This is a genomic window from Streptomyces sp. NPDC051582 (assembly GCF_040681715.1).
In the GTDB taxonomy this organism is placed as follows: domain Bacteria; phylum Actinomycetota; class Actinomycetes; order Streptomycetales; family Streptomycetaceae; genus Streptomyces.
Genome location: NZ_JBFAZJ010000018.1, coordinates 142,885 through 165,527, shown reverse-complemented (window position 1 = coordinate 165,527; position 22,643 = coordinate 142,885). Strand labels below are relative to the sequence as shown.

Annotated in this window: 18 protein-coding genes; 6 read left to right on the top strand and 12 right to left on the bottom strand. The window is 73.0% G+C overall.

The features are described 5' to 3' along the window. Window positions 1-123 precede the first annotated feature (123 nt). The 5 genes from AB0M92_RS23680 to AB0M92_RS23660 all read right to left on the bottom strand — a co-directional run bounded on the left by AB0M92_RS23680 (window position 124) and on the right by AB0M92_RS23660 (window position 7,412). Window positions 124-747: a GntR family transcriptional regulator gene (locus AB0M92_RS23680; RefSeq protein ID WP_030156168.1), complete on the bottom strand. Its 624-nt coding sequence runs from the start codon at window positions 745-747 to the stop codon at window positions 124-126. Between the two features lie 109 nt (window positions 748-856). Beyond that, a complete protein-coding gene (locus AB0M92_RS23675; RefSeq protein WP_366104260.1) occupies window positions 857-2,203 on the bottom strand; it encodes a hypothetical protein in 1,347 nt (448 codons plus the stop codon). 116 nt (window positions 2,204-2,319) lie between these two features. Then, a complete protein-coding gene (gene sucB, locus AB0M92_RS23670; protein ID WP_366104259.1) occupies window positions 2,320-4,113 on the bottom strand; it encodes a 2-oxoglutarate dehydrogenase, E2 component, dihydrolipoamide succinyltransferase in 1,794 nt (597 codons plus the stop codon). Between the two features lie 57 nt (window positions 4,114-4,170). Continuing rightward, window positions 4,171-5,559 carry a dihydrolipoyl dehydrogenase gene (gene lpdA / locus AB0M92_RS23665; RefSeq protein ID WP_030863427.1) on the bottom strand — a complete coding sequence of 463 codons (1,389 nt, stop codon included), beginning with the start codon at window positions 5,557-5,559 and terminating at the stop codon, window positions 4,171-4,173. A 311-nt stretch (window positions 5,560-5,870) separates the two neighbouring features. After that, complete coding sequence (locus AB0M92_RS23660; RefSeq protein ID WP_366104258.1) at window positions 5,871-7,412, bottom strand: leucyl aminopeptidase; 1,542 nt, start codon at window positions 7,410-7,412, stop codon at window positions 5,871-5,873. Between the two features lie 346 nt (window positions 7,413-7,758). Here AB0M92_RS23660 and AB0M92_RS23655 point away from each other — a divergent pair, with 346 nt between their 5' ends. The 5 genes from AB0M92_RS23655 (at window position 7,759) to AB0M92_RS23635 (ending at window position 14,513) form a co-directional block, all read left to right on the top strand. Continuing rightward, window positions 7,759-9,786: a hypothetical protein gene (locus tag AB0M92_RS23655; RefSeq protein ID WP_366104257.1), complete on the top strand. Its 2,028-nt coding sequence runs from the start codon at window positions 7,759-7,761 to the stop codon at window positions 9,784-9,786. Window positions 9,787-9,920: 134 nt separating this feature from the next. Continuing rightward, window positions 9,921-11,435, top strand: a complete 1,515-nt coding sequence (gene pelF / locus AB0M92_RS23650; protein ID WP_366104256.1) for a GT4 family glycosyltransferase PelF — start codon at window positions 9,921-9,923, stop codon at window positions 11,433-11,435. Beyond that, window positions 11,432-12,976, top strand: coding sequence for a hypothetical protein (locus AB0M92_RS23645; RefSeq protein WP_366104255.1), 1,545 nt, complete (start codon window positions 11,432-11,434; stop codon window positions 12,974-12,976). Before pelF ends, AB0M92_RS23645 begins: the two co-directional genes overlap by 4 nt. A 50-nt stretch (window positions 12,977-13,026) precedes the next feature. Further along, window positions 13,027-13,674: a spherulation-specific family 4 protein gene (locus AB0M92_RS23640; RefSeq protein ID WP_366104254.1), complete on the top strand. Its 648-nt coding sequence runs from the start codon at window positions 13,027-13,029 to the stop codon at window positions 13,672-13,674. Then, window positions 13,671-14,513, top strand: a complete 843-nt coding sequence (locus AB0M92_RS23635) for an endo alpha-1,4 polygalactosaminidase (protein ID WP_366104253.1) — start codon at window positions 13,671-13,673, stop codon at window positions 14,511-14,513. The genes AB0M92_RS23640 and AB0M92_RS23635 overlap by 4 nt, the downstream gene beginning before the upstream one ends. 3 nt (window positions 14,514-14,516) lie before the next feature. Here AB0M92_RS23635 and AB0M92_RS23630 read toward each other — a convergent pair whose 3' ends face one another. From AB0M92_RS23630 to AB0M92_RS23610, 5 genes are all read right to left on the bottom strand, one after another. Further along, window positions 14,517-15,689 (bottom strand): histidine kinase, encoded by a 1,173-nt coding sequence (locus tag AB0M92_RS23630; protein ID WP_366104272.1) that lies wholly within the window; start codon window positions 15,687-15,689, stop codon window positions 14,517-14,519. Window positions 15,690-15,774: 85 nt separating this feature from the next. Further along, entirely contained in the window at window positions 15,775-16,509 is a 735-nt protein-coding gene (locus tag AB0M92_RS23625) for a hypothetical protein (protein WP_366104252.1), read from the bottom strand. Next, window positions 16,506-18,404: a phosphatidylglycerol lysyltransferase domain-containing protein gene (locus AB0M92_RS23620; RefSeq protein WP_366104251.1), complete on the bottom strand. Its 1,899-nt coding sequence runs from the start codon at window positions 18,402-18,404 to the stop codon at window positions 16,506-16,508. The genes AB0M92_RS23625 and AB0M92_RS23620 overlap by 4 nt, the downstream gene beginning before the upstream one ends. A 36-nt stretch (window positions 18,405-18,440) precedes the next feature. Further along, window positions 18,441-19,532 (bottom strand): nicotinate-nucleotide--dimethylbenzimidazole phosphoribosyltransferase, encoded by a 1,092-nt coding sequence (gene cobT / locus AB0M92_RS23615; protein ID WP_366104250.1) that lies wholly within the window; start codon window positions 19,530-19,532, stop codon window positions 18,441-18,443. A gap of 71 nt (window positions 19,533-19,603) precedes the next feature. Beyond that, a complete protein-coding gene (locus tag AB0M92_RS23610) occupies window positions 19,604-20,809 on the bottom strand; it encodes a bifunctional adenosylcobinamide kinase/adenosylcobinamide-phosphate guanylyltransferase (RefSeq protein WP_366104249.1) in 1,206 nt (401 codons plus the stop codon). 114 nt (window positions 20,810-20,923) lie between these two features. Here AB0M92_RS23610 and AB0M92_RS23605 point away from each other — a divergent pair, with 114 nt between their 5' ends. Continuing rightward, on the top strand, window positions 20,924-21,136 hold the full coding sequence (locus tag AB0M92_RS23605; protein ID WP_366104248.1) for a hypothetical protein: 213 nt from the start codon (window positions 20,924-20,926) through the stop codon (window positions 21,134-21,136). 69 nt (window positions 21,137-21,205) lie between these two features. Here AB0M92_RS23605 and AB0M92_RS23600 read toward each other — a convergent pair whose 3' ends face one another. Then, entirely contained in the window at window positions 21,206-21,913 is a 708-nt protein-coding gene (locus tag AB0M92_RS23600; protein WP_366104247.1) for a class I SAM-dependent methyltransferase, read from the bottom strand. A 101-nt stretch (window positions 21,914-22,014) separates the two neighbouring features. Then, window positions 22,015-22,623: a DUF3043 domain-containing protein gene (locus AB0M92_RS23595; RefSeq protein ID WP_366104246.1), complete on the bottom strand. Its 609-nt coding sequence runs from the start codon at window positions 22,621-22,623 to the stop codon at window positions 22,015-22,017. Between the last annotated feature and the right edge of the window lie 20 nt (window positions 22,624-22,643).

Genomic DNA, 22,643 nt, shown 5'->3' with positions numbered 1-22,643 from the left:
AAATCGCTGATCGATGATCGATCAAATGAATGTGACACTGAAATGGCCATCCGGCCAAAAGTCGGCACCCGGTGCCATGAAATCAGGCACCCGGTGCCGGGCAAACCGGGACGGACCAACCCGTCAGGCGCGGGGCGCGCACCCCAGGACATGCCGCTTCACGAGCACTCCGATGTCCGGATCCTGACTGCGGAACGCCTCCACGAGGGCCGCGTGCTCCTCGGCGTACGACTTCTGCACGGTTCCCAGCCAGCGGATCGACAGGGCCGTGAAGACCTCGATGCCCAGGCTCTCCCAGGTGTGCAGCAGGACGCTGTTCCCGGCCGCCCGCACCAGCTCCCGGTGGAACCCGACGGTGTGCCGCACCTGCGCGGTCCCGTCCTCGGTCCGGTCGGCCTCCCACAGCGCCGCCACGTGCGGCTCCAGCGCGGAGCAGTCCGCCGCCAGCCGGGGCGCGGCCAGCTCGGCCGCGATCTGCTCCAGACCCGCCCGGACCGGGTAGATCTCCTCCAGGTCCGCCGCGGACAGGTTCCGCACGCGCACGCCCTTGTTCGGCGCCGACTCGATCAGCCGCAGGGTCTCCAGCTCGCGCAGGGCCTCGCGCACGGGCGTCTGGCTGACCTCCAGCTCGACCGCGATCCGGCGCTCGACGATCCGCTCGCCGGGCTTCCAGCGTCCGCTGACGATCCCCTCCACGATGTGCTCGCGGATCTGCTCGCGCAGCGAGTGCACGACGGGTGGGGTGATCATCGGGGCTTCATCTCCTGTGGGGCCGCGCATCGCTTCGATGCGTAGACAATACGGCGGAGTGGGCCGCGGGGATGCGTTCCTGGTCAGGGCCGTTGGGTGAGGCTGGTTACAAGGCGCTGCGCCGGATCAGGCTCAGGGCCGTGACCGGCCCCACCGACAGCCGGTACGCACCCGGTTCGGGCGGCGGGAACGCGGCTGCGTGGCGGCCGCCGCCCAGGCTCCGCAGGGGCCGGGTCACCGGACGGCCGCCGTCGGCCGGGCGCAGCTCCGCCATGAGCCGCGCGTCGTCGGGAGCCGTGACCGTGACCTCGTAGGGAACTCCCGCGGACAGTACGGGGGGTACGCGCACGCCGAGGCGGGCGGCCGGGTCCGAGAGCTGCCCGGCGCCCGGCGGGAGCACCGGCTCCTCGCCCAAGAGGCCGCGCAGGGCCTCCCGTACGGCCTTGTTGTTCTGGAGCGAGCCGTGCTGCTCGTACGCGGCCCACGACCCGGCGGCCGGGCCGCCCGGCCGGCCGCCCGCCGGGCCGTTCTCCGGCCGTGCCCCGCCGGGCAGCGGGACCGTGCCGTCGCCGTCGCCCTCCGAGGCGAGGGTCAGGCGGTCGCCCGCGTACCGCGCGGTCACCGCCGTGGGCTGGCCCGCGCCGGCGATCGCGAACAGCTCGGCCCGCGGCGGTGTGCCGCGCAGGTCGGCGTGGAAGCGGGCCGCATCCGCGAGCAGCGCTTCGTCCACGCCCGGCAGCGCCGGCAGATCGCGGACGTGCGCGAGCCCGCCCGGCCCCTCCATGCAGGCGTGGTCGGGGACCAGCTGGTGCAGGGACGGCAGGCTGCGGGCGAAGGCGCCCGGCTCCGGGTCCCTGAGGCCCCCGCCGTCCACCAGATCGGCCAGGGCCCGCAGGGAGCCCCGGTGCGGGGTGCCCAGGGTGATCACGCGGCGGGTCACCTCGTGCCCGCCGAGGCGTTCCGCGTAGTGCCGGGCGACCAGCCCGCCCATCCCGTGGCAGAGGAAGACCACCCGGGCCTCGCGGCGCTCGGGGGCCGAGGCCCGCCAGCGCTCCAGCTCCAGATCGATCCGGCCCTTCAGCCGCTCCGCGGCGTTGCGGCAGGACAGCCGCCAGTCGTAGGGGAAGGTGAGGAGATTGTCCGATACCGACAGGGTGAAATGCCGTTCCAGCCAGCGCAGCAGGTCCGTGTAGCCGTCCACCGGGTGCCAGATGCCCGGCAGGGCGTGCAGATCGGGCATCAGGCCCACGGGGACGACACCGTCGCCCGGGTCGCCGTCGCCGGTGTCCTTCGGCAGGCGCAGGGCGCTCACGGAGCCGCCGAAACTGCGCAGGCCGCGTAACAGGGCCGGGCCGGACAGGTCCCAGACCGCTCTGCCCTCGGCGTCCGCCAGCCGGCTGCCCAGGATCCCCGGCAGTACCACGACGAGATCCGTCACCTGTGCCCGTGCCATACGCCGCCCCCCGAGATGTCACACATGGACCCACCAGGGTAAGACGACGGCGCCCCCGCCCGAAGTGGTTCCGGGCGGGGGCGCCGTACGAGTCGCCCGCCGATGGGGCCAAAGGCTCAGAGGCCGAGCTCGACCTCGAACTCGCCGGCTTCCAGGATCGCCTTGACGGCCGAGAGGTACCGGGCCGCGTCCGCGCCGTCCACCAGGCGGTGGTCGTAGGACAGGGTCAGGTACGTCATGTCGCGGACGCCGATGACGGTGCCCTCGGGGGTCTCGATGACCATCGGACGCTTGACCGTGGCACCGATGCCCAGGATGGCGACCTGGTTCGGGGGAACGATCACGGTGTCGAACAGCGCACCGCGCGAACCGGTGTTGCTGATGGTGAAGGTCGCGCCCGACAGCTCGTCCGGCGTGATCTTGTTGCCGCGGACCTTGCCGGCCAGGTCGGCCGTGGCCTTGGAGATGCCCGCCAGGTTGAGGTCACCGGCACCCTTGATGACCGGGGTCATCAGGCCCTTCTCGGAGTCCACGGCGATGCCGATGTTCTCCGAGTCGAAGTAGGTGATGGTGCCCTCGTCGTCGTTGATCCGGGCGTTGACGACCGCGTGGGCCTTCAGCGCCTGGGCGGCGGCCTTGACGAAGAACGGCATCGGCGAGAGCTTGACGCCCTCGCGGGCCAGGAAGGAGCCCTTGGCCTGCTCGCGGAGCTTCATGATCTTGGTGATGTCCACCTCGACCACGGAGCTGAGCTGGGCCTGCGAGTGCAGCGCCTTCATCATGTTGTCGCCGATGACCTTGCGCATGCGGGTCATCTTGACGGTCTGACCGCGCAGCTCGGACACCGCGGCGGCCGGGGCCTTCGCGGCGGGAGCGGCGGCGGTCGCGGCGGCCGGGGCGGCAGCGGCGGCCTTGGCGGCCTCGGCGGCGGCCAGGACGTCCTGCTTGCGGATGCGGCCACCGACACCGGTGCCCGAGACCGAGGCCAGGTCGACGCCGGACTCCGAGGCCAGCTTGCGCACCAGCGGGGTCACGTACGCGCCCTCGTCACCGGCGGAGACCGCGGCGGCGGGGGTGGCGGCCGGAGCCGGGGCGACCGGAGCCGGAGCGGCCACGGGAGCCGGGGCGGCGACCGGGGCGGCCGGGGCGACCGGAGCCGGGGCGGCGACCGGGGCAGCCGGAGCGGCCGGAGCCGGGGCAGCCGGAGCGGCCGGAGCCGGGGCAGCCGGAGCGGCCGGGGCCGGGGCGGCGGCCGGGGCAGCCGCGGCCGGAGCCGGGGCGGCGGCCGGAGCGGCACCGGCGGCGCCGATGACGGCCAGGACGGCGCCGACCTCGGCGGTCTCGTCCTCGTTGATCCGGATCTCCAGCAGGGTGCCGGCGACCGGAGCGGGGATCTCGGTGTCGACCTTGTCCGTGGAGACCTCAAGCAGCGGCTCGTCGGCCTCGACGGACTCGCCGACCTGCTTCAGCCAGCGGGTGACGGTGCCCTCGGTGACGCTCTCGCCCAGGGCGGGGAGAACGACGTCCGTGCCGGAGGCGGCGGGCGCAGCGGCGGCGGCCGGAGCCTCGGCCACCGGGGCCGGGGCCGCGGGGGCCTCGGCGACCGGAGCCTCGGCCGCGGCCGGAACCTCGGCGACGACCGTCTCGGCCTCGGCGGCAGCCGGCGCGCCGGAGCCGTCGTCGATGACGGCCAGCTCGGCACCGACCTCGACGGTCTCGTCCTCGGCGACCTTGATGGACGCCAGGATGCCGGAGACGGGCGACGGGATCTCGGTGTCGACCTTGTCGGTCGAGACTTCGAGCAGCGGCTCGTCGGCCTCGACGCGCTCGCCCTCGGCCTTCAGCCAGCGGGTGACAGTTCCCTCGGTGACGCTCTCGCCGAGCGCCGGAAGGGTTACGGAAACCGACATGGTTTCAGTTGCTCCTTACGAAAGTGCGGAAGTGGTCGTCGCGCCCGTGACTGTGGATTAGTCGTGGGAGTGAAGCGGCTTGCCGGCCAGGGCCAGGTGGGCCTCGCCGAGCGCTTCGTTCTGGGTCGGGTGCGCGTGGATGAGCTGCGCGACCTCGGCCGGCAGGGCTTCCCAGTTGTAGATCAGCTGGGCCTCGCCGACCTGCTCGCCCATCCGGTCACCGACCATGTGGACGCCGACCACGGCACCGTCCTTGACCTGGACGAGCTTGATCTCGCCCGCGGTCTTCAGGATCTTGCTCTTGCCGTTGCCCGCCAGGTTGTACTTCAGGGCCACGACCTTGTCCGCGCCGTAGATCTCCTTGGCCTTGGCCTCGGTGATGCCGACCGAGGCGACCTCGGGGTGGCAGTACGTGACGCGCGGAACACCGTCGTAGTCGATCGGGACGGTCTTCAGACCGGCCAGACGCTCCGCGACGAGGATGCCCTCGGCGAAGCCGACGTGCGCGAGCTGCAGGGTCGGGACGAGGTCGCCGACGGCCGAGATCGTCGGCACGTTGGTCTGCATGTACTCGTCGACCAGGACGTAGCCGCGGTCCATCGCGACGCCCTGCTCCTCGTAGCCCAGGCCCTGGGAGACCGGACCGCGGCCGACGGCGACCAGCAGCACCTCGGCCTCGAAGGTCTTGCCGTCCGCGAGGGTGACCCGGACGCCGTTCTCGGTGTACTCGGCCTTGTCGAAGAAGGTGCCGAGGTTGAACTTGATGCCGCGCTTGCGGAACGCGCGCTCCAGCAGCTTGGAGCTGTTCTCGTCCTCGACCGGGACGAGGTGCTTGAGGCCCTCGATCACGGTGATGTCGGAGCCGAAGGACTTCCACGCCGAGGCGAACTCGACGCCGATGACGCCGCCGCCCAGGACGATCGCCGACTCGGGGACGCGGTCCAGGACCAGCGCGTGGTCCGAGGAGATGATGCGGTTGCCGTCGATCTGCAGGCCCGGCAGCGACTTCGGCACGGAGCCGGTCGCCAGCAGGACGTGGCGGCCCTGGATGCGCTGGCCGTTCACGTCGACGGAGGTCGGCGAGGAAAGGCGGCCCTCACCCTCGATGTACGTCACCTTGCGGGAGGCGACCAGGCCCTGCAGGCCCTTGTACAGGCCCGAGATGACCTCGTCCTTGTACTTCTGCACGCCCGCGATGTCGATGCCCTCGAAGGTGGCCTTCACGCCGAACTGGGCGGCTTCGCGCGCCTGGTCCGCGATCTCGCCCGCGTGGAGCAGGGCCTTCGTGGGGATGCAGCCGTTGTGCAGGCAGGTGCCGCCGAGCTTGTTCTTCTCGATCAGGGCAACGTCCAGACCCAGCTGGGATGCGCGCAGAGCCGCGGCGTAACCGCCACTGCCACCGCCGAGGATCACTAGGTCGAAAACGGTGCTGGCGTCGTTCGCCACGTCACGTCCTCCATGCATGTGCGCCGGGCACCGGTCCTCTGTGACCGGGCGGCGGCTGGTAATCGGCCGCTAGTTGTTCGGCCCTGTGGTGGGGGCCCTGTCCTGCCGAGAACCCATCTTCGCATTTGTCGGGGGAACGCGGGACGCCGGGCCCATGATGTGGCAGGTCGTTCTGCCCGAAGTAGGGGTTACCAGTGCGTAGAAACCTACGGATTTCGTTGTCAGTGAACATGCCTCAAGCCTTGATCGAGTATCCGATCAAGGCTTGAGGCAGATCACAGTCGGCGCTGCGGGGCCGTGTCAGGGCTGCGTCAGCCCAGGTCGCCGGTGGCCGTGCGCTCGGCCAGCCGCACCAGGGTGCGCACGGCGGAGCCGGTGCCGCCCTTGGGGGTGTAGCCGTACGGGGCGCCCTCGTGGAAGGCCGGGCCCGCGATGTCGAGGTGCGCCCAGGTGATGCCCTCGCCCACGAACTCCTGGAGGAAGAGGCCGGCCACCAGGCCGCCGCCCATCCGGACACCCATGTTGGCGATGTCGGCGGTGGGGGAGTCCATGGTCTTGCGCAGGTCCTCGGGGAGCGGCATCGGCCAGGAGGCCTCGCCGACCTCCTCGGCGATCTCGTGGATCGAGGTGCGGAAGGCGTCGTCGTTCGCCATGATCCCGAAGGTCCGGTCGCCCAGCGCCAGCACCATCGCGCCGGTCAGGGTGGCGACGTCGACGATCGCGTCCGGGTTCTCCTCGGAGGCCTTGGTCAGGGCGTCGCCCAGGACCAGACGGCCCTCGGCGTCGGTGTTCAGGACCTCGACGGTCTTGCCGCTGTACATGCGCAGCACGTCGCCGGGCTTGGTGGCGGAGCCCGACGGCATGTTCTCGGCGAGCGCGAGCCAGCCGGTGACGTTGACCGGGAGGCCCAGCTTGGCCACGGCGACGACGGACGCGAACACGGCGGCGGCGCCGGACATGTCGCACTTCATCGTCTCGTTGTGGCCGGCCGGCTTCAGGGAGATGCCGCCCGAGTCGTAGGTGATGCCCTTGCCGACGAAGGCGAGGTGCTTCTCCGCGTCGGGGTGGGTGTAGGCGATCTTCACCAGGCGCGGCGGGTTCTCGGAGCCCTTGCCGACGCCCATGATCCCGCCGTAGCCGCCCTTGGTGAGCGCCTTCTCGTCCAGGACCTGGACCTTGATCCCGTGCTCCTTGGCGGTCGCGGACGCGACGGCGGCGAAGGCCTCGGGGGTGAGGTCGTTCGGCGGGGTGTTGATCAGGTCGCGGGCGACGTTGACCTCGGTCGCGACGACGGAGGCGCGCTCGGCGGCGGCCTTGTGCCCCTTGTCGCGCGGCTTGGCGCCCAGCAGGACCACCTCGGCGAGCGGCTGCTTCGGGCCGCCGTTCTTCTCGGCGCCCTTGCCGGCCTTCTTCTCGCCGCCCTGGTAGACGGTGAAGGCGTACGCGCCCAGCAGCGCGCCCTCGGCGACGGCGGTGACGGCGGAGGCGTCCTCCAGCGGGAGGGCGAAGGCGGCCTTCTTGGCGCCGTGCAGCGCACGGGCGGCGGCGCCGGCGGCGCGGCGCAGGGCCTCCTCGTCGAACGACTCGTCCTTCTCGGGGACGGAGCCCAGTCCGACCGCCAGCACGACCGGGACCTTCAGGCCGTCCGGCGCCGGCAGCTTGGTGGTCTCGCCTTCGGCGCCCGAGGCACCGAGCGCGTCGAGCACGGCGGCGAGCTTTCCGTCGTACGCCTTGTCCACGGCCTCGGCGCCCGCGGCGACGACCGGGCCCTTGGGGCCCTTCGCCACGCCGACCACGAGGGCGTCGGCGCGCAGCGTCGCCGCGCCGGCAGTGCTGAGAGTCAGAGCAGTCACGGTGGTGAAGTCTCGCTTCCGTTTGTGTTGTGGGCCGAGTGGGTGGCCGGCCATCCGCAGCGATCGTATTCCGGCCCGGCCCCCGCCAGAAATGAGCCTACGCGTACGGGCTCGTCCGCACGCCACTCGAAGGTTTGGCAAGTTGTTCGATCAAGACGCCGGGAGATTCACCCATCCGTGGTTTCCGCACCAGGTTTGCCCCTTAGACCTGACGAGGTCGGAGAGACTCGACCCACTCTCGCAAGGGGACGCGGGGTCCCTTTGCATGATTTCCACAGAGCCTCCTCGGCCCGGCCGACCGCCACAGGGCCGTAGTCGAGTGATGCCTGCGGGGGGAAAGGCCGAAATGGTCAACAAGAACCGGATGAACAGGGCTGCCGCCGCCATGGGGGTGGCAGCGCTGATGTCCGTGGCACTGCCCGCCGCGACCGCGCACGCGGCCGTGACACCGCGCATCGACCTGAAGGTGCTCGTCGTCGACGACGGCGGCAGCTCGGTCGACGCCATCACCGCGGAGCTCCGGGACACCGGAGTCCCGTACACCCGGGTCCTCCTGGGCAGCTCGGGCCGCCCGGTCATCAACGCCGGGTTCCTCGCCGACACCGTCGACGGCCGGCCGCGCGCCAAGTACCAGGGCGTCGTGCTGCCGAACGAGAACCCGTTCGGCGAGGGCTCGGCCGAGATGGCCGCGCTCAGCGCGTACGAGACGACCTACGGCATCCGCCAGGTCGACGCGTACACCTGGGCCCACCCGGGCGTCGGACTGGAGTACACCGACAACGGCGGCTACAGCGGGCAGCTCGACGGCACGCAGGCCGCCGTCACCGCCGCCGGCAAGGCGGGCCCCTTCAACTACCTCGGCGGCCAGGTCGCCTTCGAGGACAACTCCGCCCTGGTCCCCGAGAGCTACGGGTTCATGGGCAAGCCGCGGGCCGGCTACACCAGCTACCTCGACGCACCCGTCGCCGGCGGACGGGCCTCACTCGTCGGCGAGTACGCCCACGACGGGCGCAGCGAACTGGTCGTCACCTTCGGGTACAACCAGTACCAGCAGCAGTTCCGGCTGCTCGCCCGCGGCATCGTCGACTGGCTCACCCAGGGGATCCACCTCGGCCAGGAGCGCAACTACTTCGCGGTCCACGTCGACGACGTCTTCGCCCCGGACGCCCGCTGGAGCAAGGACCTCAACTGCACGCCCGGCGACTACGCCTGCCCGGGCGGCGAGGGCAAGGAGAGCACCATCCGGATGTCCGCCGCCGACGCCCAGTACGCGGCGCAGTGGCAGACGAGCAAGAACTTCAAACTCGACCTCCTCTTCAACGCCGGAGCCGGCGAGGAGTGGAAGGCCGAGAACGGCGGAACGGACGCCCTCACCGCGCAGCTCGTCGCCGACCGGGCCAAATACCGCTGGATGAACCACACGTACTCCCACCCCTTCCTCGGCTGCGTCCAGAACACCGCCGTCGTCCCGTGGACCTGCACGAAGAACGCGGCGGGCGCCATCAACTGGATGAGCCGGGCCGACATCTCCGCCCAGATCCGCGACAACAACAACTGGGCCGCCGCCAAGGGCATCACCACCGACCGCACCGAGCTCGTCACCGGCGAGCACTCCGGCCTCAAGACCCTGCCGCAGCAGGCCCAGGACAACCCCAACCTGGCGGGGGCCCTCGCCGACAACGGGGTCAAGTGGGCGGGCAGCGACAGCTCGCGCGAGCCCGCGCAGCGCGCCGTCGGCGCCGCCCTGACCGTCCCCCGTTACCCGATGAACGTGTACTACAACACGGGCACCAACGCGGAGATGGCCGACGAGTACAACTGGATCTACACCAGCCGCGCCCAGGGCGGCAGCGGCACCTGCGAGGACAACCCGGCGACCTCCACCTGTCTGCCGGCCCCGCTCAACACCGCGACCGGCTACCTGGACTACATCGTCCCCGCCGAGGCACGCACCGCCCTGCGCCACGTCCTGGCCAACGACCCGCGTCCGCACTACGTCCACCAGTCCAACCTCGCCGAGGACCGCACCCTCTACCCGGTGCTCAACCAGGTCCTCGACACCTACCGCACGCTCTACGCGCCCAGCGCCCCGATCGTGAACCAGAGCATGAAGGACACCGGCGTCGAGCTCAGCCGCCGGGCCGCCTGGGACAAGGCCGTCGCCAACAACCAGGTCACCGCCTACCGCATCGGCAAGGACGTCACCGTCAAGGCGCCCTCCGGCGTCGTCGCCCCGGTGACCGCGCCCAACGGCACCAAGAAGCAGCTCCTGCTGGGCAGCGCCGACTTCGGCACCGCCTACGCGGGCAGCCGCTCGGCGTGGACCTCGCCCGAGCTGCTGCAGAGCGCGGTCACGCTCAAGCTGCCCAGCTGACCACCGCCGGCCGGCCACCGCCGGCCGGCCACCGTCCGGCCGACCCCTGTTCGGCTTCGACACCCGGTACCACCCAGCGCCGGCGCTCCGCACACGGGCGCCGGCCCCTTTTCCGTCCTGGGGGGACACAGCACATGAGTCATGGGCGTCACGTCACCATGCTCACCGAAGGCACCTATCCGCACGTCCACGGGGGAGTCAGCACCTGGTGCGACCAGCTGGTACGCGGGATGCCGGAGGTCGACTTCAACGTCATAGCCCTGACCGGTTCCGGGCGCGAGCCGGTCACCTGGGAGCTGCCCCGCAACGTCTACCGGCACACCGCCGTCCCGCTCTGGGGACCGGTGCCCGGCCGCGGCCGCCGCTCGGCCCTGCGGGGCAAGGCGCACCGCCGGTTCACGGCAACGTACGAAACCTTCCTGCTCTCCCTGCTCGACCCCACCCACGGCGGTTTCTCCGAGGCCCTGCACGAACTCGCCGTCCTGGCCCGGGGCGGCCGGCTCGCCCCGGCCCTGCGCTGCGAATCGGTCCTGCGCCTGCTGATGGACGTGTGGACCCGGCCCGGCCTCCCCACCGCCGCGGCCGAGCCCACCATCCACGACGCGCTCACCGCCACCGACCTGATCGAGCACGCGCTGCGGCCGCTGTCCGTGCGGATCCCGCCCGACAGCGTCGCGCACGCGGTCAGCAGCGGGCTCGCCACCCTCCCGGCCCTCGCCGCCAAGTACCTCGACAAGGTGCCCTTCCTCCTCACCGAGCACGGCATCTACCTGCGCGAGCGCTACCTCGGCTACCGCACCGCCGAGCAGCGCTGGCCCGTCAAGGCCCTGCTGCTCGGCTTCTACCGCGAGCTCAACACCGAGGGCTACCGGCAGGCCGACCTCATCACCCCGTGCAACCAGTACAACCGCCGCTGGGAGGAGCGCGGCGGCGCCGCCCCCGACCGCATCCGCACGGTCTACAACGGCGTCGACCCGTACGCCTTCCCCGACGCGGGACCCGAACCCGAGGTGCCCACGCTCAGCTGGTGCGGGCGCATCGACCCGATCAAGGACCTCGAAACCCTCATCCGGGCCTACGCGTTCATGCGCGAGGAGCTGCCCGCCCTGCGGCTGCGCCTGTTCGGCCCGGTCCCGGCCGGCTGCGAGGACTACAAGATCCGTCTGGAGGAACTCGGCGCCGAACTCGGCGTGGCCGACGGGATCTCGTACGAGGGCCGCATCGAGGACGTCGCGCGGGCCTACGCGGCGGGCAGCATCGTCATGCTCTCCAGCATCAGCGAGGGCTTCCCCTTCAGCATCATCGAGGCCATGTCCTGCGGGCGCACCACCGTCTCCACCGACGTCGGCGGGGTGCGCGAGGCGGTCGGCGACACCGGGCTGGTGGTCCCGCCGCGCGAACCGGAGACCATGGCCCGCGCCGCCCTCGCCCTGCTCCGCGACCCCGAACGCCGCGCCGAACTGGGCCGCCGCTCCCGCAAACGGGTCGTCGAGAAGTTCACCCTCCACCAGTCCGTGGACGGCTTCCGCCACATCTACCGCGAACTCGCGGGCCAGCCCGTCCTGCCGGTCCGCCCGGGCGACGACTGGACCCAGCGGCTCGCCGACCCCTGGTACCGCGAACTCGCCGCCGACGGGAGCCTGTGGTGAGCGGATCCCTCTGGCTGCGCGTCCCCGGCGGGGACACCCTCCCCGTCATCCCCCGGCCCCGTCGCACCGGGCCGGGGCCGGGTGATGACGGCCCGGCCGGCGACCCGATGGACCAACTCGCCGAGCGCCTCGACGGGTTGATCGCGGCCGCCGTCCACCCCGACGAGATCGCGGCCGTCCTCGAATCCGACGGGATGACCGACGAGCACATCCGCCTCACCTACGGGCGCCACGACTCCTTCGGCCTCGCCGAGGAGCTCTACGCCCGGGTGCCCCGCGCCTTCCCGGAACCGGAGCACGTCCCCGACCCCTGGAAGGTCTCCCTCACCGCCTGCCTGCTGCGCGGAGTGGTCTTCGCGCTGCCCGGCCTCGCCTACGTCCTGGGCGCCCCCCTGCTGGAGGGCCCCAAGGACCGGCTCGGGCTGCCCGCCGGGACGCTGACCCTGCTCGCCGGGGCGCTCATCGGCTGGGTGTGGGACCAGACCCTGTCCCACCGCGCCTACACCTGGCTGGGCCTCGGAGACCGGGCCGCCGCCGGGCGGACCCTGCTGGTCGGGGCCCCCGCGGGGGCCCTGCTCGGCATCGCCGCCGCGCTGACCGTGCCCGGCGGGCCGCCGTTCAGCTACGCCTTCGCCGCCGGCCAGGCCCTGTACGTCGGCGCCGCCACCGTACTGCTGGTCCTCGGCCGGGAGCGGGTGCTGCTCGCCGCGCTCGGCCCGATGGCCGCGGGGTCGGTGCTCGCGCTCTTCACCGAGGTGCCCGTGCCCGTACGGGTGGGCCTGCTCGTGGCATCGCTGCTGGCCGCCTGCGCCCTCGCCGTGCGGGAGCTGCCGGTGGCCGACGGCGTACGGGCCGGGGCGCGCCGGCTCCGGGGCTGGACCGGACACCGGCCCGGGGAGGGCCCGGTGCGCTGGCGGATGCTGCGGGGCGCGGAGGAGGAGTACGGGCCGCGCGGACCCCGGATCGGGGACTCCGTGCCGTACGGGATGTTCGGCCTCGGCACCGGCCTGCTGGTGCTGTACGCCGCCCTGGGGGAGGTGCTCGCCGGGGGGCCCGCCGAGGCCGTCGCCGCCCCCTCGGCGGTGGCGCTCACCCTCAGCATGGGTCCCGCCGAATGGCTGCTCCACCGGTTCCGCAGCGGCAGCCTGTCCGGGCTGCGGGCGGCCCGCTCGCCCCGGCAGTTCTGGCTGCGGATGCTCGGGACGCTGGGCCGCTGCCTCGCCGCGTACCTTTCGGTGCTGCTGGCCCTCGGGCTGGCAGGCACCCTGCTCTGGCCGGGCGCCCCCGGGCTGACCGGGATCCGGGCCGCGACCCTGCTGCTGCTCGGCGCCGTGATGTGGACCGGGCTGCTGCTCCAGTCCTTCGGGGCGGTCCGGCCCGCGGCCGTGGTCTGCGCCTCGGCGGCGCTGGCGCAGAGCGTGGCGCTGCTGCTGGGGGTGGGGCAGCCGCGGCTGGTCCAGCTGGTGGTGGCGGCCGCGGCCGCGGCCGCGCTGGGTGCGCTCGTCTGCCTGCTGCTGGGCCGCGCGACGGCCCACCGCTGATCCGATCACCTCACCCAGACCACCCGACCCCGTACGAGAAGAAGGTCCCGATGCTGCTGGTGCCCCTCTACGAGCACCCCGCCGACCGGCCCGAGGACTGGGAGCGGCTCATCCGCTGTGCCGGGCGACTGCACTCCGTGGTGCTCAATCCCGCCAGCGGGCCGGGCGAGGCTCCCGACCCGCGGTTCGCCGCCGTGGCACAGCGGCTGCGCGACGCCGGGGTGCCCGTCCTCGGGTACACCGACACCGACTACGGACGCCGCCCGCACTCCGCGGTGGTGCAGGACCTGCTGCGCCACCGCGACTGGTACGGCGCCGACGGCGCCTTCCTCGACCAGGCCTCCGCCGAACCGGCCCTGCTCCCGCACTACGGGCGGCTCGGGATCGCCGCCCGGGCCGCGGGCGCCCGTACCCTCGTCCTCAACCACGGGGTCCACCCGCACCCCGGCTACGCGGAACTCGCCGATCTGCTGGTCACCTTCGAGGGCCCCTGGGACGCCTACCGGGAGGCGTCGGTGCCGGACTGGACGGCCGAACACCCCGCCCAGCGGTTCTGCCACCTCGTGTACGCGGTCCCGCCGGGCGCGCCCGCCGCCGAGCTCGCCCGGCAGCGGGGGGCCGGGGTGCACTGCGCGGTCCCCGGGACCGGCGCGCACCCGTGGGGGACCCTCCCGTACGCGCTGGAGGCCGCCGGATGACCCGCCCGCCGCGCCGGGCGGTGCGCGGCGGCCGCGCCCTGCCGCTCGCCGTACTGCTCCTGCTGGCCGCCTGTACCACCCAGGGGCCGGACGAGCCTGACGACCTGTCGCCCGCCCCGGTGCCGGGGAAGCGCTGGCAGCCCGCGCCGGAGGTCAGCTGGCAGTGGCAGCTCACCGGGAAACTGGACACCTCCGTGAAGGCGGCGGTGTACGACGTCGACGGGTTCAACACCACCGAGGAGCAGGTCGCCGCGCTGGAGAAGGCGGGCCGGCGGACCATCTGCTACCTGTCCACCGGCGCCTGGGAGGAGTTCCGCCCGGACGCCGGGACCTTCCCGAAGGAGCTGCTCGGCGAGGGCAACGGCTGGGAGGGCGAGCGCTGGCTGGACATCCGCCGGCTCGCCGAGCTGGAGCCGCTGATGGCGAAGCGCTTCGACATGTGCCGGGAGAAGGGCTTCGACGCGGTGGAGCCGGACAACATGGACGGCTACCGCAACACCTCCGGCTTCCCGCTCACCGCCGAGGACCAGCTCGCGTACAACCGGCTGATCGCGAAGCTGGCCCACGACCGGGGCATGGCGGTCGGGCTGAAGAACGACCTCGACCAGATCCCGCAGCTGGTGGGGGACTTCGACTTCGCGGTCAACGAGCAGTGCGCCGAGTACGAGGAGTGCGAGCTGCTCACCCCGTTCATCGCGGCGGGCAAGGCCGTCTTCCACGTGGAGTACGAGGGCCGGATCGGCCAGTGGTGCGGGCAGTCGCAGGAGCTGAGGCTCAGCTCGCTGCAGAAGAAGTACGAACTGGACGCCTGGCGGCAGTTCTGCCCGCCCGGGGACTGAAGGTCAGGTGACGGGCAGGATGGCGTGCACCCGGTAGCCGCCGCCGAACCGCGGTCCGGCGAAGCAGGAGCCGCCCAGGGCCGTGGCGCGCTCGCGCATCCCGAGCAGTCCGTGGCCGCCGCCCGCGCCCCCGCCCTCCCCGGCCGCCGGGGCCCCGCCGTCGTCCAGCACGGTCACCTCCACCGAGGCGCCGACCCGGACCACGCTGACCTCGGCCCGCACCTCGGGCCCGGCATGCTTGCGCACGTTGGTCAGCGCCTCCTGGATCACCCGGTACGCCGCCAGGTCCACGGCGGCCGGCAGCGCGTCCCGGTCCCCGCCCAGCTCGACCATCACCTTCACGGGCAGCCCGGCGTGCCGGAAGGTGTCCACCAGCGCGTCCAGGACGCCCAGCCCCGGCGCCGGCTCGGTCGGCGCCTCCGGATCACCGGACTGCCGCAGCAGCCCGACCGTGGCCCGCAGCTCGTTCAGCGCCGAGCGACTCGCGTCCCGTACGTGCGCCAGGGCCTCCTTGGCCTGGTCGGGACGCTTGTCCATGACGTGCGCGGCCACCCCCGCCTGCACGTTGACCAGGGCGATGTGGTGGGCCACCACGTCGTGCAGGTCACGGGCGATCCGCAGCCGTTCCTCGGCGACCCGCCGCCGGGCCTCCTCCTCGCGGGTCCGCTCGGCCCGCTCCGCCCGTTCCCGAATCGCGCCGATGAAGGCCCGCCGGCTGCGCACGGCGTCGCCGGCGGCCGCGGCCATCCCGGTCCAGGCGAAGATGGCGATGTTCTCCTGCGCGTACCAGGGCGGGGGGCCGGCCAGCATGGCCACGCCCGTCAGCCCCGTCATCGTGAGCACGCCGATCCGCCAGGTGGTGGGCCGGTCGGTACGGGAGGCCAGCGTGTACAGGGCGATCACCGTGGACATGGCGACCGGCGCCCGGGGTTCACCGGTGGCCAGCTCCAGCAGGCAGAGCGCGCCGGTCACGGCGAGCACGGCGCGCGTGTGCCGGCGCCGGAACACCAGCGCGGCCGCGCCCAGCACCATCAGCAGCAGGGAGAGCGGCTCGGGGGCGCGGGTCACGAAGGTGGGCCCGTGCGGGCCGTGCGGACCGGCGAAGGAGCCGAGGACCATGGAGACGAGCGCCCCGAGCGCGACGAAGGCATCGGTGGCCAGCGGATGGGACCGCATCCAGTGCCGGGTGGGGGCGAACGGCCCGAGGTCTGTCGTCACCCCGATACGGTACGGCCTGCCCGCCGCGGGGCGGGCGGGCCCGTCAGGTGCCGGGACGCTGCGGGGGCAGCGGGGCCGCCGGGGGCGGTCGCCGGCCGAGGGGGACGCGGGAGCGCTCCGGGCCCCATTTGGCGCGGACCACGCACACCGCCATGACGGCGGCGATGGCGGCGAGGTGCTCCTTGCCGGCCAGGTTGTCCTTGACCAGCACCTCGCCGATCATCACCGCGATCACGACCGCGCCGGTCAGGTACGCCCGGTAGCGCCAGCACACGTAGATCGCGAGGCCGACCACCGCCGCCGACGGCCCGGTGTCGTTGACGATGCGGTCCGACACCGGCAGTCCGAAGGGGTGGTCCGGGCCGAGCGAGAGGCCGATCCGCGCGTAGGTGGTCCCGGCGAGGGTGGCGACGTAGCCGATGACCAGCGTGCGCCACCAGCCGATGCAGATCTCCGAGATCCCGAAGACCAGCAGGATCTGGGCGAGCGCCCCCCACACGGGCAGGTCGAGGGCGGGGACGAACAGGGACAGCGGGGTGCGCAGCAGGGCCAGCCACAGCGGGTCGACGGCCTTGACCGACCCGAGGTTCTGGACGGGCTGGAACCCCCAGGACGTGTTCTGGACGATCTGGAAGACCGAGGTCAGGCAGACGGCCCCCAAGGTCATCGGGGCCGCCCGCCACTTGTCGCGGACCAGGGCGTCCCGGACGGTCCAGAACAGGGGCCCCCACTCGCGGCGGGCGAACCGCCGCAGGGGGGTGGTCGTCCAAGCCGTCAACGATTGGTCTCCAGATGTTTGCGGTTCAGCCACTTCGGCAGCCCGGGAGCCTCCAGGAAGCCCTCGGCCCGGCCCGCCGCGATACCGATCCGCAGCAGGTCGGAGCTCTTCTCGAAGAGCATGAACCGCGGTTCCCAGATCGGCCGGTATTTGGCGTTGGCCCGGTAGAGGGACTCGATCTGCCACCAGCGGGAGAAGAAGCTCAGCAGCGAGCGCCACATGCGCAGCACCGGACCCGCGCCGAGCTTGGACCCCCGCTCGAAGACGGAACGGAACATCGCGAAGTTGAGCGAGACCTGTGTGACGCCGATCTCCTTGGAGCGTTCGAGGAGTTCGATGACCATGAACTCCATCAGGCCGTTCTCGGAATCGCGGTCACGGCGCATCAGGTCCAGCGACAGGCCCTTGGCGCCCCACGGCACGAAGGAGAGCACGGCGCGCAGATCGCCGTTGCCGTCGGTGCACTCCAGCATCACGCACTGGCCGTCGCCGGGATCGCCCAGTCGGCCCAGCGCCATGGAGAAGCCGCGCTCGGTCGCGCCGTCGCGCCAGTCGTCGGCGAGGGCGAGGAGCACGTCCATCTCGTGGAAGGGGATCTCGGCATGGCGGCGGATGCGGACGGTGTACCCGGCGCGCTTGACGCGGTTGTAGGCCTGCCGGACGGTCCGCATGGCGCGGCCCTCCAGCGTGAACTCGTCGGTCTCGACGATGGCCTCGTCGCCCAGCTCCAGCGCGTCCAGGCCGTGGCGCGCGTAGATCTGCCCGGCCTCCTCGCTCGCGCCCATGACGGCCGGCACCCAGCCGTGCTCACGGGCCTCGGCCAGCCAGGGCTCGATGGCGCCCGGCCAGGCCTCGGGGTCGCCGATCGGATCGCCGGAGGCCAGCGAGACCCCGCCGACGACGCGGTACGTGACGGCCGCCTTGCCGGTGGGCGACCAGATGACGGACTTCTCGCGGCGCAGCGAGAAGTAACCGAGCGAGTCGCGGTCGCCCTGCTTGGCGAGCAGCGCGCGCAGCCGCTCCTCGTCGTCGGGGGTGAGGGGGTCGACGGCGCGGCGCGAGCGGAAGGCGGCGAGCAGGACGGCGATCAGGAGCAGCGTCGACATGACGTTGATCACGATGTCCACCCAGCCGGGCGTGGTGATCGCGGCGTAGTCGCGGGCGTTGGGCTCCAGGGTGATCAGCCGCATCACGCCGTACCGCCAGCGGGCCAGGAACGTGGCCTCGGCGGCGTCCGGGTCGGTGTTGGCGGCGCCGACGATCAGCGCGGCCAGCAGCGAGGTGCACAGCAGGCCGACGGCGCCCACCGCGGTGGCCAGCTTGGGGTTGGAGCGGTCGCCCTTGGCGTAGAACTCGCGGCGGCCGAGCAGCAGGGCGCCGACGAACGCGGCGGTCAGGGCGAGGGAGACCCAGTTCTGGGTGTGGTCGCGGAACTCCGGGTAGCAGAGGTTGAAGTCACCGCTGGTGCACGGCGCGAAGGCCGCCGTGGCGAAGGCCAGCAGCAGCATGCCGCCGAGCACCAGGTTCAGGATCCAGGCGGCCCGCTTGCGGCGGCCCATGGTGACCGCGAGCAGCAGCGAGAACATGCCGGAGGCGAAGCCCGCCGTGAGCAGGTACGGGGTGTAGAAATCGGCGGTGTTGTGCCGGCGCAGGTCCTGGCCGAGCGATAGCCACACCGCGCTCAGGAAGTTGACGAAGGTGACGGCGCGCAGGTACCAGACCGCGAACGCGGCACTGCGCCGTGAGCGGGCGGATCCCCGGCCGGTCTCCCGGCCGCCCCCTTCGTCCTTCTTCTCTTCTTTCCTGTTGTTCGTGTCCTTGCCGGATCCCTGCGCTGCCTTGGCAGCCTGTGCGGTCCGGTCGATGTCTGCGCTGGTCAAGCGGGCCTCTCCCATGAAACGCGATCATATGGGGCGCCGCCGACCGGCCGCTCAGTCCTGCGGCTCCTGCGGCTCCTGCGACTCTTCCGGCTCCTGCGCCGCCCGCTCCGGGAGTTCCGCCGCGAGTGCGGCGGCCGCCTGGACCAGGGGCAGGGCCAGCAGTGCCCCGGTTCCCTCTCCCACTGTGACGCCGTGGTCGAGTACGGGGTTGAGTGCCATCCGGTCCAGGGCCTTCGCCTGGCCCGGCTCGCCGCTGGCCTGCCCGGCCAGCCACCAGTCGGGCGCCCGGAACGCCGCGCGCTGGGCCACGAGCCCGCACGCTGCGGAAACGACCCCGTCGAGGATGACCGGCGTACGGCGCACCGCGCACTGGAGCAGGAAGCCGGTGATCGCGGCCACGTCCGCGCCGCCGACCGCCGCGAGCAGGGCGACCTGGTCGCCGAGGACCGGGCGGGCCCGGCGCAGCGCGTCGCGGATCGCCGCGCACTTGCGCATCCAGGTCAGGTCGTCGACGGGCCGCCCGCCGCGTCCGGTGACCACGGAGGCGTCGGTTCCGCACAGGGCCGCGACGAGCGTCGCCGCGACCGTGGTTCCACCGACGCTCAAGTCCCCCAGGATCACGAGGTCGGTGCCGGAGTCGGCCTCCTCGTCGGCGATCCGCATCCCGAGCCGCAGAGCCGCGTCGGCCTCTTCGAGGGTGAGCGCGTCCTCGACGTCGATGCGCCCGCTGCCGCGGCGCACCCGGTGGCGGACCACGTCCTCGGGCAGCAGAGCGGGCTCGCAGTCCAGGCCGGCGTCCACGATCCGTACGCCGGCGCCCAGGCGGCCGGCCAGGATCGACACCGGGCTGCTCCCGTCGAGCACCGAGCGCACCAGCTCGTGCGCGCCGCCGGCGGCCCGTGCGGACACCCCCGCGGCGGCGATCCCGTGGTCGGCGGCGAACAGCACGACGCGGGGCCGCTCGATCGGGCGGACGGGCACCCGCCCCTGCGCGGCGGCGAGCCATTCGGCGAGCTCGTCGAGCCGCCCCAGCGCCCCGGCGGGCACGGCCAGCCGCTCACGGCGTTCCTCGGCGTCACGCCGGACGCCCCCGTCGGGGCGCTCGATCAGATCGGAGAAGTCGTCGAGATTCAGCGTGGTCATCTGCCAGAGCGTACAGCGGGTAAGGCCCTCCCCAAGCCCCGTCCCGCGACCTCGCCGGACGGGGCGCGCGGTCAGTCCTTCAAGGCCACCGCCTGCCCGGCCACCACCAGCAGGACGTGCTCGCACTCGCCCGCCACCAGGCTGTTCAGGCGCCCCAGTTCATCGCGGAAACGCCGCCCGGAAGCCGTCGCGGGAACGACGCCGGAGCCCACCTCGTTGCTGACAGCCACCACGGTCCGGCGGGTCGCGCGCACCGCCGCCACCAGCTCCGCCACCCGCTCCCGCAGCTCCTTCTGCCCCTGCGCCGCCCAGACCGCGTCGTCCCAGGCCCCCGCCCGGTCCATCGCGTCCGTCAGCCACAGCGCCAGACAGTCGATCAGCAGCGGCGGCCCGCCCTCCACCAGCAGCGGGGCCAGCTCACACGTCTCCACCGTCCGCCAGCTCGCCGGCCGCCGCTCCCGGTGCAGGCCGACCCGCGCCGCCCACTCCGCGTCGCCGTCGCGGGTGCCGCCGGTGGCCACGTACTCCACCTCGGGGAAGCCGGCCAGCCGCCGCTCCGCCTCGACGGACTTCCCCGAGCGTGCCCCGCCGAGCACCAGCGTCCGGCGCGGCAGGGTCGGCAGCGCGTGGTACTCGCCGACCGTCACCGTCGTGCCGTCCGGCACCGCCCGCGCCCCCGCCGCCGCGCACCGGCGCTCCAGCTCCCGGCCCGGCGGCACGTCGTGGTCCAGGTGCACGGCGATCACGTCCGTGGTCGGCCCGGCGGCGCCGCTCGCCCGCAGCCGGGCCAGCGCCTCCGGCCGGCCCAGCACGTCCACGAGGACCATGTCGTACGGCCGCTGCCCGGCGGTCCCGGCGGTACCCGCCGGCGCGCCGCCGGGCGGCAGGTACAGCAGGCGGCTGCCGTCCGGGCCGGTCACCTCGTACCCGGTGCCCGGCGCGTCCATCGGCACCGCCCGCACCCGGTGCCCGCTGATCACCGCGAGCTCCCGCCCGTCCGGCACCCGCCCGGCGGCCGGCAGCCCCGGGGGCAGCTCGACCGGAGGCCCGTCGTGCGGATGGGTGAGCAGGACCTGCCGTACGCCGGCCAGCGAATGCCCCGCGCGGGCGCCGGCCGGCACCGCCCCGGGGGTCAGGTCGAGCAGCAGCGCACCGTCGACGAGCAGCGAGGTCGCGGCGCGCGACCGGGGGCCTACGGAGACCGCGCAGGCCGCGCAGGGACAGCCGGGGCGGGGCAGTCCTTCGGGTGTGCCGGTGCCGAGCAGAGTGAGTTCCACAGGAAGATCCTCCCGCGTCCCCGAGACTGCTGCGCGCCCGGCTACTCTGCGGGCAGACTCAAGGGGAGCAGCGTGCGGGAACGTGCGGGCAGCGGACGAGCAACGGAGGCGGACATGGCGTGGACGTGGCGGTTCGAGACGGGCGACGGCACCGAGACGAGCCCGGCGGTCGAGCCGGAGGAGTTCACCACGCAGGGCGACGCGGAGTCCTGGATCGGCGAGGTGTGGAAGGAGCTGCTGGAAGGCGGCACCGAGACGGTGAAGCTGTCCGACGACAACGGCACCGAGCTGTACACGATGAGCCTGCGCTCGGCGCTGGACGCCTGAGCGGCGGCCGCTGACGCGAGGAGCCCGGACCCCCTGCGGGGTCCGGGCTCCTGCGCATGTCGCGGCGGGTCAGCCCCGTACGCCGCACAAGTGCAGCAGCGCGGCGACCCCGCGGTACGGGTCGGTCCGCCCGGCGCGGTCCTCGGCGGCCAGCAGCCGCTCCAGTTCCTCGTCCGGGGGCAGCGTGTCGCCGGCCTCGGTGCCGTCGGTGAAGACGCGTACGCCGTACCAGGCCGACAGCGGGGCGCCGATCCCGGACAGCGTGGCCGTGAGCCCGGCCAGCCGGTCGGCCCGTACGTCCAGGCCGAGGCGGTTCGTGTAGTCGGTGGTGTCGAAGGCGGCCAGCGCGGCCGACCAGTCGGCGCCCAGCCCCGGCCGCATGGCGAGGGCGTCGCCGTTGCGCACCAGCAGGGACAGCAGCCCGCCGGGCGCCAGCATCCGGGCCAGCCCGGCGAGCATCGCGTCCGGCTCGGGCACGTACATCAGCACGCCGTGGCAGAGCACCACGTCGAAACTGCCCGGCAGGAAGTGCGCGCCGGTCTCGCGGCCGTCGCCCTCCAGGAGCTTGACCCGGTCGCGGATCCCGGCGGGCTCGGCGGCGAGCGCCTCCCGGGCGACGGCCAGCATCGCGGGATCCTGTTCGAGTCCGGTGACCTTGTGCCCGGCGCGCGCGAGACGCAGCGCCTGGGTGCCCTGGCCCATGCCGACGTCGAGGACGCGCAGCCGCTGCCCGACCGGGAAGCGGTGCGCGATCTGTTCGTCGACCTGTCGGCCCACGAGTTCCTGGCGGACGGCGTTGCGCAGTCCGCCCAGTCCCTCAAGCCACAGCCTGGCGCCCCCCGCGAAGCCGTCCCCCGACGCTCCGGGCTTCCCTCCGGTCAGGGCCGTTCCCCGCGCTTGACCTGCGGCTTCGGAAGGCGGAGCCGGCGCATCTGGAGGGTGCGCATCAGGCCGTAAGCGACGGCGCCGCGGCGCGGCTCGTCGGGGAAGCGCTGGGTGAGGGCCTTGTTCAGCCGGAAGCCGAGCGCCACGGAGTCGACGAGGATCAGGGCGATCACGGCGAGCCACAGCAGCAGGGCGATGTTCTGGATGGACGGCACCCGCACCATGCTCAGCACCAGGATGATCACTGCCAGCGGCAGGAACATCTCGGCGACGGAGAAGCGGGAGTCCACGTAGTCGCGGACGAACCCCCGCACGGGGCCCTTGTCGCGGGCCGGCAGGTAACGCTGGTCGCCGTTGGCGAGGGCCTCGCGCTGCTTGGCCATCTCTTCGCGACGGCGCTCGCGGGCGCGCTTTGCATCCTCCTTGCGATTGCCGGTCGATGCCACGACGGACTTGCGCTGCGACTGGGCCACAGCACGCTTCGGCGTCGGGCGGCCCTTCGGGGCCTGCGGATCACGGGGCTGCGAGAGATCGGCGCTCACCTTGTCGGTGGCGGCGGTCTTCTCTTCCTTGGAGGAACGGCTACCAAACACAAAACCCAAGCCTACGTGGTCGCAGGCGG

Coding starts and splice junctions, on each gene's coding strand:
- AB0M92_RS23640 (WP_366104254.1), top strand. CDS start 13,027: ATGCTGCTGGTGCCCCTCTACGAGCACCCCGCCGACCGGCCCGAGGAC.
- AB0M92_RS23635 (WP_366104253.1), top strand. CDS start 13,671: ATGACCCGCCCGCCGCGCCGGGCGGTGCGCGGCGGCCGCGCCCTGCCG.
- AB0M92_RS23675 (WP_366104260.1), bottom strand. CDS start 2,203: ATGGCACGGGCACAGGTGACGGATCTCGTCGTGGTACTGCCGGGGATC.
- cobT (WP_366104250.1), bottom strand. CDS start 19,532: ATGACCACGCTGAATCTCGACGACTTCTCCGATCTGATCGAGCGCCCC.
- AB0M92_RS23620 (WP_366104251.1), bottom strand. CDS start 18,404: ATGGGAGAGGCCCGCTTGACCAGCGCAGACATCGACCGGACCGCACAG.
- pelF (WP_366104256.1), top strand. CDS start 9,921: ATGAGTCATGGGCGTCACGTCACCATGCTCACCGAAGGCACCTATCCG.
- AB0M92_RS23605 (WP_366104248.1), top strand. CDS start 20,924: ATGGCGTGGACGTGGCGGTTCGAGACGGGCGACGGCACCGAGACGAGC.
- sucB (WP_366104259.1), bottom strand. CDS start 4,113: ATGTCGGTTTCCGTAACCCTTCCGGCGCTCGGCGAGAGCGTCACCGAG.
- AB0M92_RS23655 (WP_366104257.1), top strand. CDS start 7,759: ATGGTCAACAAGAACCGGATGAACAGGGCTGCCGCCGCCATGGGGGTG.
- AB0M92_RS23630 (WP_366104272.1), bottom strand. CDS start 15,689: ATGCGGTCCCATCCGCTGGCCACCGATGCCTTCGTCGCGCTCGGGGCG.